This window comes from Streptomyces populi (assembly GCF_002911015.1).
GTDB classification, from domain to species: Bacteria; Actinomycetota; Actinomycetes; order Streptomycetales; family Streptomycetaceae; genus Streptomyces; species Streptomyces populi.
In genome coordinates, this window is the sequence record NZ_KZ626846.1 from 38,460 (window position 1) to 53,283 (window position 14,824).

13 protein-coding genes are annotated in these 14,824 nt (G+C 71.8%); 8 read left to right on the forward strand and 5 right to left on the reverse strand.

The annotated features are described in order from the left end of the window. The first annotated feature begins 56 nt into the window (after nt 1-56). The 4 genes from mqnE (at nt 57) to CW362_RS05820 (ending at nt 2,890) form a co-directional block, all read left to right on the forward strand. A complete protein-coding gene (mqnE, locus tag CW362_RS05805; protein WP_103548271.1) occupies nt 57-1,220 on the forward strand; it encodes an aminofutalosine synthase MqnE in 1,164 nt (387 codons plus the stop codon). A gap of 1 nt (nt 1,221) precedes the next feature. Beyond that, nucleotides 1,222-1,755 carry a GNAT family N-acetyltransferase gene (locus CW362_RS05810; RefSeq protein WP_103548272.1) on the forward strand — a complete coding sequence of 178 codons (534 nt, stop codon included), beginning with the start codon at nt 1,222-1,224 and terminating at the stop codon, nt 1,753-1,755. A gap of 107 nt (nt 1,756-1,862) precedes the next feature. Then, nucleotides 1,863-2,168, forward strand: coding sequence for a DUF4229 domain-containing protein (locus CW362_RS05815; RefSeq protein WP_103548273.1), 306 nt, complete (start codon nt 1,863-1,865; stop codon nt 2,166-2,168). A 47-nt stretch (nt 2,169-2,215) separates the two neighbouring features. Further along, nucleotides 2,216-2,890, forward strand: coding sequence for a TetR/AcrR family transcriptional regulator (locus CW362_RS05820; RefSeq protein ID WP_103548274.1), 675 nt, complete (start codon nt 2,216-2,218; stop codon nt 2,888-2,890). 439 nt (nt 2,891-3,329) lie between these two features. Here CW362_RS05820 and CW362_RS05825 read toward each other — a convergent pair whose 3' ends face one another. Beyond that, nucleotides 3,330-4,250, reverse strand: a complete 921-nt coding sequence (locus CW362_RS05825; protein WP_103548275.1) for a MaoC family dehydratase — start codon at nt 4,248-4,250, stop codon at nt 3,330-3,332. Nucleotides 4,251-4,743: 493 nt separating this feature from the next. On the opposite strand from CW362_RS05825, the gene CW362_RS05830 reads away from it, so the two are divergent. Further along, the gene (locus CW362_RS05830) at nt 4,744-6,648 is read left to right on the forward strand and encodes an AMP-dependent synthetase/ligase (protein WP_103548276.1); all 1,905 of its coding nucleotides are present in this window, start codon (nt 4,744-4,746) and stop codon (nt 6,646-6,648) included. A 143-nt stretch (nt 6,649-6,791) separates the two neighbouring features. Then, nucleotides 6,792-8,783, forward strand: coding sequence for a hypothetical protein (locus tag CW362_RS05835; RefSeq protein ID WP_103548277.1), 1,992 nt, complete (start codon nt 6,792-6,794; stop codon nt 8,781-8,783). Between the two features lie 98 nt (nt 8,784-8,881). Here CW362_RS05835 and CW362_RS05840 read toward each other — a convergent pair whose 3' ends face one another. Then, nucleotides 8,882-9,085, reverse strand: a complete 204-nt coding sequence (locus tag CW362_RS05840; protein ID WP_037627265.1) for a cold-shock protein — start codon at nt 9,083-9,085, stop codon at nt 8,882-8,884. A gap of 343 nt (nt 9,086-9,428) precedes the next feature. On the opposite strand from CW362_RS05840, the gene CW362_RS05845 reads away from it, so the two are divergent. After that, the gene (locus CW362_RS05845) at nt 9,429-10,277 is read left to right on the forward strand and encodes a menaquinone biosynthetic enzyme MqnA/MqnD family protein (protein WP_103548278.1); all 849 of its coding nucleotides are present in this window, start codon (nt 9,429-9,431) and stop codon (nt 10,275-10,277) included. A 100-nt stretch (nt 10,278-10,377) separates the two neighbouring features. Beyond that, nucleotides 10,378-12,255 (forward strand): serine/threonine-protein kinase, encoded by a 1,878-nt coding sequence (locus CW362_RS05850; protein WP_103548279.1) that lies wholly within the window; start codon nt 10,378-10,380, stop codon nt 12,253-12,255. 156 nt (nt 12,256-12,411) lie between these two features. Here the strand turns inward: CW362_RS05850 and CW362_RS05855 are convergent, their stop codons facing one another. The 3 genes from CW362_RS05855 to CW362_RS05865 form a co-directional block, all read right to left on the reverse strand. Beyond that, on the reverse strand, nt 12,412-13,533 hold the full coding sequence (locus CW362_RS05855; RefSeq protein WP_103548280.1) for a CU044_5270 family protein: 1,122 nt from the start codon (nt 13,531-13,533) through the stop codon (nt 12,412-12,414). Next, nucleotides 13,530-14,240, reverse strand: a complete 711-nt coding sequence (locus CW362_RS05860) for an RNA polymerase sigma factor (protein ID WP_103548281.1) — start codon at nt 14,238-14,240, stop codon at nt 13,530-13,532. The genes CW362_RS05855 and CW362_RS05860 overlap by 4 nt, the downstream gene beginning before the upstream one ends. Before the next feature lie 129 nt (nt 14,241-14,369). Continuing rightward, complete coding sequence (locus CW362_RS05865) at nt 14,370-14,819, reverse strand: hypothetical protein (RefSeq protein ID WP_162683973.1); 450 nt, start codon at nt 14,817-14,819, stop codon at nt 14,370-14,372. Between the last annotated feature and the right edge of the window lie 5 nt (nt 14,820-14,824).

Below are 14,824 nucleotides of genomic sequence, written 5' to 3' on the forward strand. Positions count from 1 at the left end.
TCGCCGAGAGGGCGGGGAGTACGGTTGCAGCGTTCGTCACAGGGAGAGGTAATCGCATGGATGTCGGGCTCAAGCGCGAGCTGGAGGACAAGGTCCGGGCCGGTGAGCGGCTGACCCGCGAGGACGGCATCGCGCTCTACGAGTCGGACGACCTGGCGTGGCTCGGCGGCCTCGCGCACGAGGTGCGCACGCGCAAGAACGGCGACGTCGTCCACTTCAACGTCAACCGCCACCTGAACATGACGAACGTGTGCACCGCGTCCTGCGCGTACTGCTCGTTCCAGCGCAAGCCGGGCGAGAAGGACGCGTACACGATGCGCATCGAGGAGGCGGTGAAGCTCGCCAAGGCGATGGAGGGCGAGAACCTCACCGAGCTGCACATCGTCAACGGCCTGCACCCCAGCCTGCCCTGGCGCTACTACCCGCGCTCGCTCAGCGAGCTGAAGAAGGCCCTGCCGAACGTCTCGCTGAAGGCGTTCACGGCCACCGAGATCCACCACTTCGAGACCATCTCGGGGCTGTCGGCCTCCGAGATCCTCGACGAGCTGATCGAGGCCGGTCTGGAGTCGCTGACCGGCGGCGGCGCGGAGATCTTCGACTGGGAGGTCAGGCAGCACATCGTCGACCACCGCACCCACTGGGAGGACTGGTCGCGCATCCACCGCCTCGCGCACGAGAAGGGTCTCAAGACCCCGTGCACGATGCTGTACGGGCACATCGAGGAGCCCCGGCACCGGGTCGACCACGTGCTGCGGCTGCGTGAGCTCCAGGACGAGACCGGCGGTTTCCAGGTCTTCATCCCGCTGCGCTACCAGCACGACTTCGTGGACATGCAGGACGGCAAGGTCAGGAACCGGCTCCAGGCGCGCACCCAGATGGCGACCGGTGCCGAGGCGCTGAAGACCTTCGCGGTCTCGCGCCTGCTCTTCGACAACGTCCCGCACGTCAAGGTCTTCTGGGTCATGCACGGCGTCCAGACCGCCCAGCTCGCGCTCCAGCACGGCGCCGACGACATGGACGGCTCGGTCGTCGAGTACAAGATCACGCACGACGCCGACAACTACGGCACCCCGAACAAGCTCACCCGTGAGGACCTGCTGGACCTCATCCGCGACGCGGGCTTCCGCCCGGTGGAGCGCAACACGCGGTACGAGATCATCCGCGAGTACGACGGACCGGACCCGGCGCGCCGTGAGGCGCCCCAGCCGATGCGGGTCTGACGTGGCACTGGTCTTCGAACTGGACCCGGCGGTCACCCCCGAACTCCGGGACGGTGTCGTCGCCCTGTGGGTGGACGTCTCGAACGCGGGCGGCTCCGTCGGCTTCGTGCCGCCGGTGGCCGCCGGCGACGTGCGCCCCGAACTCGTGAAGCACTTCGTCGCCATGGCGGAGGGCCGCACCCGGCTCCTGGTGGGGCGGGACGAGGGGGGCGCCGTCGCGGCGACCGCCTTCATCACCCACAACACCCACCGGCTGATGCGGCACTGGGTCTGGCTGTACACCGTGATGGTGCACCCACGGCACCAGGGCAAGGGGTACGGCCGGGACCTGCTCGCCGCCGCGGAGGAGGCCGCGGGCGGCCTCGACGGCATCGACGCGATACGGCTGACCTGCCGGGGCGGCGAAGGCCTGGAGCGCTTCTACGCCTCCTGCGGCTACAAGGAGGTCGGGCGGGTCCCGGGCGCGATCCGCGTCGCGCCCGGCGAGGAACGGGACGACGTCACGATGCTGCTGCCCCTCGCCCGGCGCGCCTGAGGTGCCCGGCGCCGGGCGACGGAGGACCCCCTGCAAGATCGACCTCCCGGCGTGCTTCACTGGACGGGGTTCTTCGGGAACATTCGGAACGGAAGAGTGGATTTGAGATGCTCCGCTACACACTGATGCGCCTCGGTGTCTTCGTGGGCTGCTTCGTGGTCGTCTGGGGCCTCGTCTACTCGGGCATCGCCCCGCGCGGCCTCGGCGACTCGAACTTCATGTGGATCGTCCTGCTGGCCCTGGTGATCTCCGCGCCGATCAGCTTCGTCGCGCTGCGCGGCGCCCGCGACCGCGCCTCGGAGCAGGTCGTCGCCCGCGTCGACCGCGCCAAGGCCAACCTGGAGCGCAACCGCAACCAGGAGGACGCCGCCGTGGACGAGGCCGCCCGGGGCGCCGCGAACCAGGCTTCCTGAGGCCGCTGTGCGCCCGGCCGGGCGGCGGCCCCTCGTAGGCTTGGCGCATGGGTGCTGTGAAGAACAAGCGGATGCCGCGTGCGGTGCGCGAACAGCAGATGCTGGACGCGGCCGTACGGACCTTCGGGCAGCGTGGGTACCGGGCCGCGTCGATGGACGAGATCGCCGAACTGGCGGGCGTGTCCAAGCCGTTGGTGTACCTGTACCTGAACTCGAAGGAAGACCTCTTCACCGCGTGCATCCGGCGTGAGGCCGAGGCGCTCACCGCGGCGGTCCGCTCCGGCGTCCGCACGGAGCTGCCCGCGGACCGGCAACTCTGGGAAGGGCTGCGGGCGTTCTTCACCCACACCGCCGAGCACCCCGACGGCTGGTCGGTCCTGCACCTCCAGGCCCGTACGCACGGTGAGCCCTTCGCCGCCGAGGTCTTCGCGATGCGCGAGGAACTGGTCCGGTTCGTCACGCAGTTGATCGTCGTCGCGGCGCGCGAGGCGCACCGCGACCCGTCGTTGCCCGCGCGCGAGGTCGCCGGACTCGCGGAGGCGCTCGTCGGCGCCGCCGAGTCGATGGCAGCGTGGGCCAACGCCACCCCCGGCGTCTCGGCCCGGCAGGCCGCCGCCACCCTGATGAACTTCGCCTGGGCGGGACTCGGCACCCTCATGCAGGGCCGGCCCTGGACCCCGCCCGCCGCGGGCGTCCCGTCCCGGGCCGCGGCGGAGGTCTGACACCTCCGGCCGGCGGGTCCCGCCGAGCCGGCCGACGTCGGTTCCGGCCCCAGCGGCGCAGCGCGGGGGCGACCTTCTCACGGCCCACGCGGTACAGGGACCTGGCGCCGCAGCGCGCGGCCCGGCGGACCACCGTCCGCAGGGGCCCGCGTTCCCGTCCGGCGCGGGCGCCAGTGGCCTGCCCTTCTCGTCGAGGCCGTTGCGCTCCAGGATGCCTTCGAGATACGCGCCCGCCCGCTGCGGCGAGTAGTACGGCCGGAGCGCGGGCAGCCGTTCGGACGCTTCCGGCGCGGCGGCCCGGGCGCGGGCGGCGGCGTACGGATCGCTCTTGCCGACGCCCTGCCGTGCCGCCCCGGCCCCGCCGACCGGGAGCCGACGGCCGGGGCGCCGTGCGGTGAGGGGTTCGGGCCATGCGCCGTTCGCCCGAAGGTCATCCGTCTCACGCGTGCGGCCGTACGTCGCCCCGCAGATGGACCCGGCCGCCCGAGCGGAGTTCGAAGGACGGCCCCCGCTCGGCGTACGTCACCGTCCCCGGCAGCAGCACCGGCGCCCTGAACTCGGCCCGTATCTCGACCGCTTGCCCTGGTCCGTACTCGGCGAGGCAGCGGGCGACCGTCCACATGCCGTGCGCGACGGCGCGCGGGAAGCCGAAGAGGCGGGCGGTGAGGGGGTGCAGATGGATGGGGTTGCGGTCCCCGGAGACGGCGCCGTAGCGGCGGCCGACGTCCGGGGCGAGGTGCCACTCGGCGACGGCCGGCAGCGGCTCGGATCCGCCGGGGGAGGGGAGCGGGGCGCGCGGCGGGGTCTCGTGCTCCCCGGTCCCGGTCCCGGTCCCGGTCCGGTCCGGGGTCCGGGGGCGGTGCCGGGCGAGATAGGTGCTCCTCGACTCCCACACGAGCCTGCCGCGGGCCCTCGCCCCGGTCAGCACGGTCACCTCCGTCCCCCGTCGGTGCGGCGCCGACTTCTCCACCGTCACCTCGAGTTCGTGCTCCTGGGTCGCGGTGATCCCCTCGTGCCGGGTGATCTCGATCGAGGTGTGCACCAGCCCGAGCAGCGGGAGCGGGAACGCGCGCCCCGCCATGATCCGCATCGCCAGCGGGAAGGCGAGCACGTGCGGATAGGTCACCGGCAGGGCGTCCGCGCCGGTCGGGAACCCGCACGCCCGCTCGTACGCGGCGAGGTGGGCGAGGTCGATCCGCACGCCGGGGAGGACGAGCCGGGTGGCGGGGACGGGGGCGTCCGGGCGGGGTCGCTTGAAGGGGGAGAGCAGGGCGCCGCGGGCCAGCAGCGGGACGAGGGAGGGGGCGGCGGCGAGGGTGCGGGTCCGCGGCTCGGGGCGGACGGGCGGCTGAGTGCGCATCGAAGTCTCCAGGCGGACGGGGAGGTGCGGCTCTCGGCGGGCGGGACGGTGTTTTCCGGGAAGGGGATTGTCCGGTGTCCGGGCGGGCATCTATTTACTCTGGAGTAAGTTACCGGGGGTAAGGCTACGTCAGGGGGAGGGTGGGGTCGAGATGCCGTGCGGAGATCCCCTGGGGCCGGGGTGCCCGGTGACGGCTCGCGGGGGTCCGGGCGCGGGTGCCCCGGGAGTGTCCGCGCCGAGGTCGCCGGGGCCGTCGGCGCAGGGGCCGTCGGTGCGCAGAAGGGCACAGCTACCCCGGGTAACTCCCACCTCGCCTGCGGCAAAGCGTCACAAACCCCACACTTCGGCGCCGTACGATCCCCGTCTCACCGGGTTGCGGAGACCCCTGAACCCCCCGTTTCCCAGGGCCGTATGAGGATGTGCGCCCCGCGCCCGTCCGAGCCCGAACACGCCTTGCACCCGCCCCGGCCTCCGGCCGACAAGGAGCCGCCCCGTGTCCAGCCCGTACTCCTCCGACTCCGTCCCCCTCCTCCCGGAGCCCGAGATCAAGCGGCTGGACGGTGTCGTGCGCGAGGTCGCGGTGCCGCCGATCGTGGGCCGGGTGACGCACGGCTCCCTCGCGGACATCCCGTTCGACAACGCCGCAGCGGCTCCGCTGGAGCCGGTCCTCAGCCGGAAGGCGCCGGACGGCGAGGGCTGGAGGGACGTGAGCGCCGCGGAGTTCGCCGACCAGGTCCTGGCGGTGGCCAAAGGGCTGATCGCGGAGGGGCTCGTGCCGGGCGACCGGATCGCCATCATGGCCCGGACGACGTACGAATGGACGCTCCTCGACTTCGCCGCCTGGGCCGCGGGCCTGGTCACCGTGCCCGTCTACCCGACCTCCTCGGTCTTCCAGACCCGCTGGATCCTCCAGGACTCGGGGGCCGTCGCGCTCGCCGTGGAGAACGTGGGGCAGGCGGCGGCGCTCGGCCCCGAGCGCGATCACCTGCCCGACCTGCGGCACATGTGGGTCTTCGAGAAGGGGCATCTGGAGCGGCTCGCGGAACTCGGCCGAGAGGTCCCGGACCAGGAGGTGGCCGTACGGCGCGGGATGCTGGGCCCGGACACGCTCGCCACCCTCATCTACACCTCGGGAACCACCGGCCGTCCCAAGGGCTGCGTCCTGTCCCACGGCAACTTCTTCGCCGAGGTCGACAACGCCGTCGAACTGCTCCACCCGGTCTTCAGGTCCCGCACCCAGGAACCCGCCTCCACCCTCCTCTTCCTCCCCCTCTCGCACGTCTTCGGACGCATGGTGGCCGTGGCCTGTCTGCGCGCCCGGGTGAAACTCGGCCACGCGCCGGGTCTGGGGACCGAGGAACTCCTCGCGGACCTGGCCTCGTTCAGGCCGACCTTCCTGCTCGCCATCCCGTACGTCCTGGAGAAGGTCTTCAACACCGCCCGCGCCACGGCCGAACGGATGGGCCGCGGTCCGTCCTTCGACCGGGCGGCCCGGATCGCCCAGAAGTACGGCGAGGCGGTCGAGGCCGGGCAACACGGCACCGGTCCCGGACCGAGCCGCTCCCTGCGCGCGGCCCGCGCCCTCTACGACCCCCTGGTCTACCGCCGCATCCGGAGCGCCCTCGGCGGCAGGGTCCGGCACGTCATCTGCGGCGGCTCCCCGCTCGGCCGCCGGCTCGCCGCCTTCTACGCGGGAGCCGGGATCGAGATCTTCGAGGGGTACGGACTGACGGAGACCACGGCCGCCGCGACCGTCACGCCCCCGCAGAAGCCGCGCCTCGGCACGGTGGGTCTGCCCCTGCCGGGCACCCGGGTGCGGATCGCCGCCGACGGGGAGGTGCTGCTGTGCGGCGCCCAGGTCTTCCGCGGCTACTGGGACCCGCACGCGGGCGGTGTCGTCGACGCCGCCCCGGACGGCTGGCTCGCCACCGGCGACATCGGGGAACTGGACGACGGCGGCTATCTCGCCATCACCGGCCGCAAGAAGGAGATCCTGATCACCGCGGGCGGCAAGAACGTCGCCCCGGCACCCCTGCAGGACTTCCTCCGCTCCCATCCGCTGGTCTCCCAGTGCATGGTCCTGGGCGACCGCCGCCCGTTCGTCTCCGCCCTTCTCACCCTCGACCCCGAGGGCATCACCCACTGGCGCCGGATGAACGGCAAGCACCCGGTTTCCCCCGAACTCGTGGCGGACGAACCGGAGTTGCTGGCCATCCTCCAGCGCGCCGTCGACGAGGCCAACCGGCTCGTCTCGCGCCCCGAGTCCATCCGCCGGTTCACCGTCCTGCCCGTCGACTTCACCGAGGAGGCCGGCCACCTCACCCCCTCCATGAAGCTGCGGCGCGCGGCGATCGAGAAGGACTTCGGCAGGGAGATAGAGGCTCTGTACGCCGTGTAGCAAGTGCCCCCCGTTGATCGGGTTGTCAGTGCCATGACTTAGCCTTCGCTCATTCGCCGCACGGAGTGCACAGGTCACGCACAGCTTCCGTCGCCCGCACGTCCGGCGGCCCCACATCTTCGTTCCGGGGGGTTCGAATCAGCGTGCGCAAGCGCACTCTTTCCATGGCCACGGCGTTCGCGGTCGCCTTCGGCTCCGTGGCCCTGACCGTCGGCACGGCCACGACGGCCGCCGCCGACTCCAGCAAGGTCCTGCCGGTCAAGTCCGTCGGCGACATCGTGGTGGACGGGGTCCACCGGCGGGTCTTCGTGAGCGATCCGTCCAACGGCAAGATCGTGGTCACCGACTACAGCGGCAGCGTCGTCAAGCAGATCACCTCGTTGCCGGGTGTGCAGGGACTCGAACTGTCGGCCGACTCCGGCACGCTGTACGCGGCCGTGCCCGGTGGCAACGACGCGATCGTCGCGGTCGACACGGCGACGGCGACCCAGTCCGACCGCTACCCGACCGGCAACACCGACCCGAAGTACCCGGCCCTCGCGGGCGGCAGGCTCTGGTTCGGCTACGGCTCGGCCGGTCAGGGCAACATCGGATCCGTCGACCTGACCGGTCCCGAGCACAAGGTCGCGCTGGCCCAGGACGCCGACAGTCCCTGGTTCGCGGCCCCGATGCTCGCCTCCGCACCGGGTGCGCCCGGTCAGCTGGTCGCCGGCATCCCGGTGCAGAGCCCGCTCGAACTGGCCGTGTACGACGTGTCCGGGGACACGGTCGTCCGTACCGCCCACACCTCTCCGTCGAGCGGCGGCAGCCTGGCGGACCTGGCCGTCACACCGGACGGCAAGGACGTCGTGGTCGCCGGCGCGGGCCCCAACGCCCACACCGTGTACCGCACGTCGGACCTGTCGGACGACGGCACCTACCGGACCGTCGCCTACCCGAACGCGGTCGACATCGCCCCGAGCGGCATGGTCGCGGCCGGCTCCTTCGCCTGGTACGACCCGGACGTGTACGTCTTCCGGTCCGGCGCCACGAGTGCGCTCAGACAGTACGACTTCCCCAACACCGGGGACAGCAGCGGCGCCGACACGCTGGCAGAGTCCGGCCTCGCCTGGGCACCCGACCAGAGCCGGCTCTTCGCCGTCTCCACCAACAGCCTGGGCGTGTACTCGCTGCGCGTCCTGGTCGACGCGGCCAAGCCGGCCACCTCCGTCAGCGTGAGCGCCCCGGCCACCGCGACCCGCGCCAGGAAGCTGACCGTCAAGGGCAAGGTCACGTCCAAGGAGGCGCTCCCGGCCGGTGTCCGGCTGACGCTGACCCGCACCGACCTGGAGTCACCGGGAGGCAAGTCGCTCGGCTCGGTGGCGGTCGCCGCCGACGGCACGTACTCCTTCACCGACACCCCGACGGTCGGCGGCAACGTGAAGTACACGGCCGCGTACGCGGGGGACCCCGCCCACGCGGCGGGATCCGGCTCGGACACCGTGGCCGTCTCGCGCGCGACCCCCGCCCTGACGCTGAACAACAACGGCAAGGTGTACTCCTACGGCGCGGACGTGAAGTTCACCGCGCACCTCGGCTCGACGTACAAGAACCGCACGGTCGAGATCTGGGCCGACCCCTACGGTTCCGACAAGCCCAACACGCGGGTGCGGACCGGCAGGGTCGACGCGTCCGGCAACCTGTCGGTCACCCTCGACCTCAAGCGGAACGCGACGGTCACGGCGAAGTTCGCGGGCGACGCCCGCTACGCCGCCAAGTCGGTGACCGTGAAGGTGGGCGCCCGGGTCAGTGTGTCGACGGCCGTCTCCAAGCACTACACGACGAGGTCGGTGTACGGACACACGTACTACTACTTCCACCAGTCCACGGACCCCGTCTTCACGACGACCATGACGGCCTACCCGGGCCGCAAGCAGCGTCTGCAGATGCAGGCCTACTCCCAGGGCTCCTGGGTGACGACGGGCACGCAGTACTTCACGCTGAGTTCCTCGGGCAAGTCCCAGGTGCAGATCACCGGCACCCCGCCGAAGAACGTCCGTTTCCGGGTGCGTGACTCCTACGTCAAGGGCTCGTCGGGCGACTCGGTGAACTCGACGACGGACGGCGCCTGGAAGTACTTCCTCTTCACCGGCTGACCCGGCAAAGGCAGGAGCCCCGCTGCCGGCTGGCGCGGGGCTCCTTGGGTACTGCTATCCGTTCCGGATCAAAGCTTCGGGCTCATGGAGCCGCAGGCTTAGAGCGGAGTGACGTTCTCCGCCTGCGGGCCCTTCGGACCCTGCGTGACGTCGAAGGAAACCGACTGGTTCTCTTCGAGCGAACGGAAGCCGTTCGCGTTGATCGCGGAGTAGTGGACGAAGACGTCCGGGCCGCCGCCTTCCTGGGCAATGAAACCAAAGCCCTTTTCGGCGTTGAACCACTTCACGGTTCCGGTAGCCATAAGCCCTCCTTGGGCCCAAAGGGTTGCCCTGCTCCAGAACCTGCGATTGTGTAAACAACTGCATACGTCTGAAAACGACGAGAGCCCGCGGTCACATGCTCCGCAGGCTCTGTACTGCAAGGGAAACCAAACTGCAACTTGCGGCGAGCCTAGCACGCAGGCAGCCGAAAGCAATAGAGGCAAAGATCAAGTCATTCGGATGGGTGGTCCGTGCTGGTCAAAGGCCTGACGTGCGTTGACTGCGAGGTGTCACGACGGTTGACACGAGGGGTCGGGACGGTTTCCACCCGCACACGCCGACCCTGGAGCCTGCACGGTATCGCATGGGGGCTAGCCTCGCGATGTGGACAATTCTCGCACCCGGCCGCGCGTCGGCCACATCCAGTTCCTGAACTGCCTGCCCCTGTACTGGGGGCTCGCGAGAACGGGCACGCTCCTCGACTTCGAGCTCACCAAGGACACCCCTGAGAAGCTCAGCGAGCAGCTGGTGCGAGGGGATCTCGACATCGGGCCCATCACGCTCGTCGAGTTCCTCAAGCACGCCGACGACCTCGTCGCCTTTCCCGACATCGCTGTCGGCTGCGACGGCCCCGTGATGTCCTGCGTGATCGTCTCGCAGGTCCCCCTCGACCGGCTGGACGGCGCCCGCGTCGCCCTCGGCTCGACCTCGCGCACCTCCGTGCGGCTCGCCCAGCTGCTGCTGGCCGAGAAGGTCGGGGTGCGGCCCTCCTACTACACGTGCCCGCCCGATCTGAGCCTGATGATGCAGGAGGCCGACGCCGCCGTCCTCATCGGCGACGCGGCGCTGCGCGCCAACCTGCTCGACGGGCCGAAGTACGGGCTCCAGGTGCACGACCTCGGCGCGCTGTGGAAGGAGTGGACGGGTCTGCCGTTCGTCTTCGCCGTGTGGGCGGCCCGGCGCGACTACCTGGAGCGCGAACCGCTGCTCACCCGCAAGGTGCACCAGGCCTTCCTCTCCTCCCGGGACCTCTCCCTGGACGAGGTCTCCAAGGTCGCCGAGCAGGCGGCCCGGTGGGAGGCCTTCGACGAGTCCGTCCTGGAGCAGTACTTCACCACGCTCGACTTCCGCTTCGGCGGCCCCCAGCTGGAGGCCGTGCGGGAGTTCGCGCGCCGGGTCGGCTCGACGACCGGGTTCCCGGCGGACGTGAACGTACGGCTCCTGCAACCGTGAGGCCCCGGCCGCCCCGGTCCCGTTCGTTCCGGGGGCCCGGGGCGGTCACGGCACTACGCTGCTGGGCAGTGTGTACGGGGGAGGGGGAACCGTGAGTGCCATGCAGCCGCTCGGAGCCGACGAACCCACGGCCGTGGGGCCCTACCGGCTGCTCGGCCGGCTGGGTTCCGGCGGCATGGGGCGCGTGTACCTGGGACGCAGCGCGGGCGGCCGTACGGTCGCGGTCAAGATCGTGCATCCGCACTTCGCGCTCGACGAGGAGTTCCGCGCCCGCTTCCGCCGCGAGGTCGAGGCCGCGCGGCGGGTCGGCGGCGCGTGGACGGCGCCCGTCCTGGACGCGGACCCGGAGGCACCGGTTCCCTGGGTCGCCACCGGTTACGCGGCCGGTCCCTCGCTGACGGCCGCCGTGGCGGACGGCGGACCGCTCCCGCCCCACTCCGCGCGCGTCCTCGGCGCGGGTCTGGCCGAGGCGCTCACGGCGGTCCACGCGCTGGGCCTCGTCCACCGTGACGTCAAACCCTCCAACGTGCTGCTCACCCTCGACGGTCCGCTCCTGATCGACTTCGGCATCGCGCGGGCCACGGACGGCACCGCCTCGCTGACCTCGACGGGGGTCTCCGTCGGCTCCCCCGGCTACATGTCCCCCGAGCAGATCCTCGGCAAGGGCGTCACGGGAGCGGCCGACGTCTTCTCGCTCGGCGCGGTCCTCGCGTACGCGGCCACCGGGGAACCCCCCTTCCCCGGCGACTCCTCCGCCTCCCTCCTCTACAAGGTGGTGCACGAGGAACCCCGACTCGACTCCCTGGAAGGCGAGTTGCGCGAGCTGGTGGCGGACTGCCTGGCCAAGGAGCCCTCGGCGCGGCCCGCTCCGGGCGAGGTGGCCCTGCGGCTCGCACCGCAGGGTGCCGCCCGGCTGGTGTCGGCGGGCTGGCTGCCGGGCGCCCTGGTCGAGCGGGTGAGCCGAAGCGCCGTACAGCTGCTGAACCTCGAGGCGACGGGAGCCGCGCAGGCCGCGCCCTCGGGGCCGTTGGGCTTCAGCAGTCCCTCGGTCGAGGCCGGGCGGGCGGCCGGGACCGGCTCCCGGGCCGTCCAGGACTCCGGGTCCGGCCCCGGGACGGGCGGGGCGGTGTCCGGGGGGACGGCCGGGACTCCGGGACCGGGCGGCGGCTTCGGGCCGCCTCCGCCGGGCTTCGGGCCGCCGCCCACGATGCCCGCGTACGTACCGGGACAGGGCGCGGGCCCGGACACCGGGCCCCGGGACGCCGTGCACCACGAGGGGACAGCGGACCGGCGCACGTCCGACCGGCCGGGCAGGCTCTCGGTCAGCGTGGCGGCGACCTCCGCGCCCGGGGCGGGCGGACGGGGCCGCAGGATGAGCTGCACGGTCGCGCTCGCCGTCGCGGGAGCGCTGGCGGCGGTGACCGTGGGATCCGCGTTCCTCCTCGACCTGCTGCCGGGCGGCGACAAGGGCGAGGGCAGCGTGGCGGGCGGGCGCCCGTCGGCCACGGCGAGCCGGAGCGTCTCCGACACGGGGCCGAGCGCGACCGCCGAGGAGCCGGGCTCCACGGAGAGTGCCCCGGAACCGGCTCCGACGACGAGCGCCTCCGGTCCCGACGAGCAGCTGTCGGCGGTCCCGGCCTCCTACCTCGGCACCTGGGAGGGCGACGGTCTCGGTCTCGGCGGCACCCTCCCCATGGGCACCTTCCGCGTCACCGTCCACCGGGCCGCCGTGGGGCAGGAGTTGGGCACCTTCCGGCAGACCGACCAGATCGGCGGCATCTGCGACGACGTCCTCGTGCTGAAGAAGGTCACGAAGAAGCAGCTCGTCGCCACGAGCGTGGCCTCGGAGTCCAACCGTGACGTCTGCACCAAGGGACGCCACGAGGTCCGGCTGACCCCTGTCGGCGGCGACCTCACCTACGAGACGGACAACGCGGAGGCGGGGGACCCGGTGGCCCGGATGAACAAGGTGGGCTAGGGCCTGCGCCGGAAATCCCCGGTAGTGGCCGTGCACTGCCGGTGCCGACGCCGGGCCTCGGCCGCCGAGGCCCGCACAGCACGGTGGCCGCCGTCCTGGGACGGCGGCCACGGGGCCGGTGAGCAGCGGTGCGTCTCAGCCTGGGGCGGCGGGACCTCAGCCCTTCTGCCCGGGGGTCTGCTTCATGCCGTCGACGATCGCGCGCCTGGTGATGGCGCTGGTGTTGCGGACGGTGCCGGGCTTGAAGGCGACCCCGTCCTGGGAGACCGACTTGACCTGGACGGTCCGCTCGCCGAGGAAGACGTGGGTCTTCTTGTCGAAGATCCACTCCTCGCGTTCGCCGCTGGTCTCGTCCAGCCGTGCCACCGCGACGCCCGAGCGGCCGAGCGCGTCCTTGGCGTCGTTCACCACGACCACGCCCGGGATCTTCGCGGCGGCCTTGAACAGGGCCGAGTAGAGCTCCGCGGGCGGGTAGCTCTCGCCGAGCAGGTCACCGATCGTGGTGAACGCCTCCTGGTCGGGGGTGTTGCCCTGTCCCGCGGTCTCCTTGTAGATCAGCTTCAGCAACTCGTCGGGGTCGGTGGTCAGCCGGGCCAGGGAGTCGTACGACGGGTGGTTCAGGTTGGCCTCGGGGGTGTTGCCCTGCTCGTCGGGCAGGCTCAGCGTCTCGCCCTCGGCACTGTCGTTGGAGGCCGCGTCGATCAGCCAGCCCTTGGTGCCGTCGGCGGACCGCCAGATCTGGCGCCGGTGCAGCGCGTAGCTGGCGAGGCTGCTGTCGTCGCCGACCGTCTTCACGAAGGTGTCGGACGTCTGGGACTCGATGTAGACGTACTGGCCGGGCCCGACCGTGGGGTGGGTCTCCTCGGCCGCCGCCAACGAGACCTGATCGATCAGCTGCGGCAGGCCCCTGGTGGTCGTGGCGCCGACGGGGACGATCATCGCGGGTCCGGTGGCGAGTTCGGTGGTGGGTCCGGTGGCGGCGCCACCGCCGTGCACGCCGTTGTCGACCAGCAGCGTCCCGGCGACGACCGCGCCGGCCAGCGCCATCGCGGGCAGCGCGAACGCCGGGCGCAGCAGGCGGAACCCTCGGGACTTCGGCTGGGCGGGGGCGGCCTTCGTGGTGCTCGCGTCCCGCTGGGTGTCCTGCTGGATGTGGGCCATCAAACGCTCCTTGTGGAACTGGTGACGGCCCGCCGGGAGATCGCGCGCAGTCTTCGGGAGGAGAGGCGCGCTCTCCTCCCACTCGGCCGGATTCTGCCGGGACTGGGTCGCTTTCATCGATTTCCTTCCGATACGGGCCGGATCGAGTGGATGTGTTCTCCTCTTGTCTGTCGATCCGGCCGGCCGAGTTCCCGATTTCCTCGTACGGGTTTTCCCGTGCGTCCTTCGGCGCGGTGGTCCGAGTACGGGACCGGCGCCGCCCGGGCGGCAGTTCGGCCGCCGAGTTCGGCCTCGGTGAGTTTGCGCAGTCTGGCGCGTGCGCGGGAGAGACGTGAGCGCACCGTCCCGACGGCGATGCCGAGCGCCTCGGCCGCGGCCGTGTACTCCAGCCCCTCCCAGAGGCACAGCGTCAGGACCTCGCGCTCGGGTCTGCGCAGTGCGGCGAGCGCGCGCAGGGCGGCGGCGATACGCCGTCGGTCGTCGAGCCGGCCCGCCACCTCGTCGGCATGGTCGGGCAGCGCCGTCTCGGCCTCCGCGGCGGCGTTCGCCGCGGCCCGGTAGCGCCGGTTGCTGCGGTGGTGGCCACGGGCGACGTTGACCGCCACGCCCAGCAGCCACGGCCGCAGGCTGCCGCCTTCGGCGCTGACCCGGTCACGCAGCCGCCACGCTTCCATGAAGGTCTCGGCCATCACGTCCTCCGCCGCGGTCCAGTCGGCGGTGAGGCGGAAGGCGTGGTTGTACACGGCGCGTGCGTAACTGTCGTACAGCTCGGCGAACGCGCTCGGATCCCCGGCCCGTATCCGGGTACGCATGTCAGTGCTCACCCTCGTGACTGTCGATCCGTGCACCCCGGGTTCCCGTGATCCGCGTCACACGGGGCGGCGGAGGGGTCGGCCGGCCGCCGGACGCCGGCCCCAGGGGCGGGCTCGGAGCGGGGGCGGGAGGCACGGGGCTCAGGCGGACGGGGTCTTCTCGTGGGCGTTCGCGATCCTGACGAGCACGGTGATCAGCGCGGCGGCGACGAGCACCGTCGAGAGCAGGCCGACGGCCCAGACATACGGGTACTCGACGTGGACCCAGCAGGGGTTGCCCCTGCTGTGGCACGCGGAGCCCCAGTCGCGGTGGTGCCTGGGGCGGAAGGTGGCGAACACGACCACGGCCCACAGGAAGCAGGCGGCGACTCCGGGCAGTGAGGCGAGCACCCAGCCGAGCGAGCGGAGCGGGCTCGTCCTCCACTTCATCCTGTCGAGTGTCACGATCACCGTGGCCAGTCCGAGGGGCAGTACGGCCCCGACTGCGGCCGCGAAGCCGTAGCCGTTGCCGGGCCAGGCGGGGGCCGTGTCGCCCCAGAGTTCGGATCCCCAGGTCATGACCATGAACGCGAACCCGACGGCTGCGGCCATGGCGG

Bases quoted from the DNA above. Each gene is read 5' to 3' on its own strand.
- CW362_RS05850 (WP_103548279.1), top strand. From the start codon at position 10,378: ATGCAGCCGCTCGGAGCCGACGAACCCACGGCCGTGGGGCCCTACCGG.
- CW362_RS05815 (WP_103548273.1), top strand. From the start codon at position 1,863: ATGCTCCGCTACACACTGATGCGCCTCGGTGTCTTCGTGGGCTGCTTC.
- mqnE (WP_103548271.1), top strand. From the start codon at position 57: ATGGATGTCGGGCTCAAGCGCGAGCTGGAGGACAAGGTCCGGGCCGGT.
- CW362_RS05865 (WP_162683973.1), bottom strand. From the start codon at position 14,819: ATGGCCGCAGCCGTCGGGTTCGCGTTCATGGTCATGACCTGGGGATCC.
- CW362_RS05855 (WP_103548280.1), bottom strand. From the start codon at position 13,533: ATGAAAGCGACCCAGTCCCGGCAGAATCCGGCCGAGTGGGAGGAGAGC.
- CW362_RS05820 (WP_103548274.1), top strand. From the start codon at position 2,216: ATGGGTGCTGTGAAGAACAAGCGGATGCCGCGTGCGGTGCGCGAACAG.
- CW362_RS05840 (WP_037627265.1), bottom strand. From the start codon at position 9,085: ATGGCTACCGGAACCGTGAAGTGGTTCAACGCCGAAAAGGGCTTTGGT.
- CW362_RS05825 (WP_103548275.1), bottom strand. From the start codon at position 4,250: ATGCGCACTCAGCCGCCCGTCCGCCCCGAGCCGCGGACCCGCACCCTC.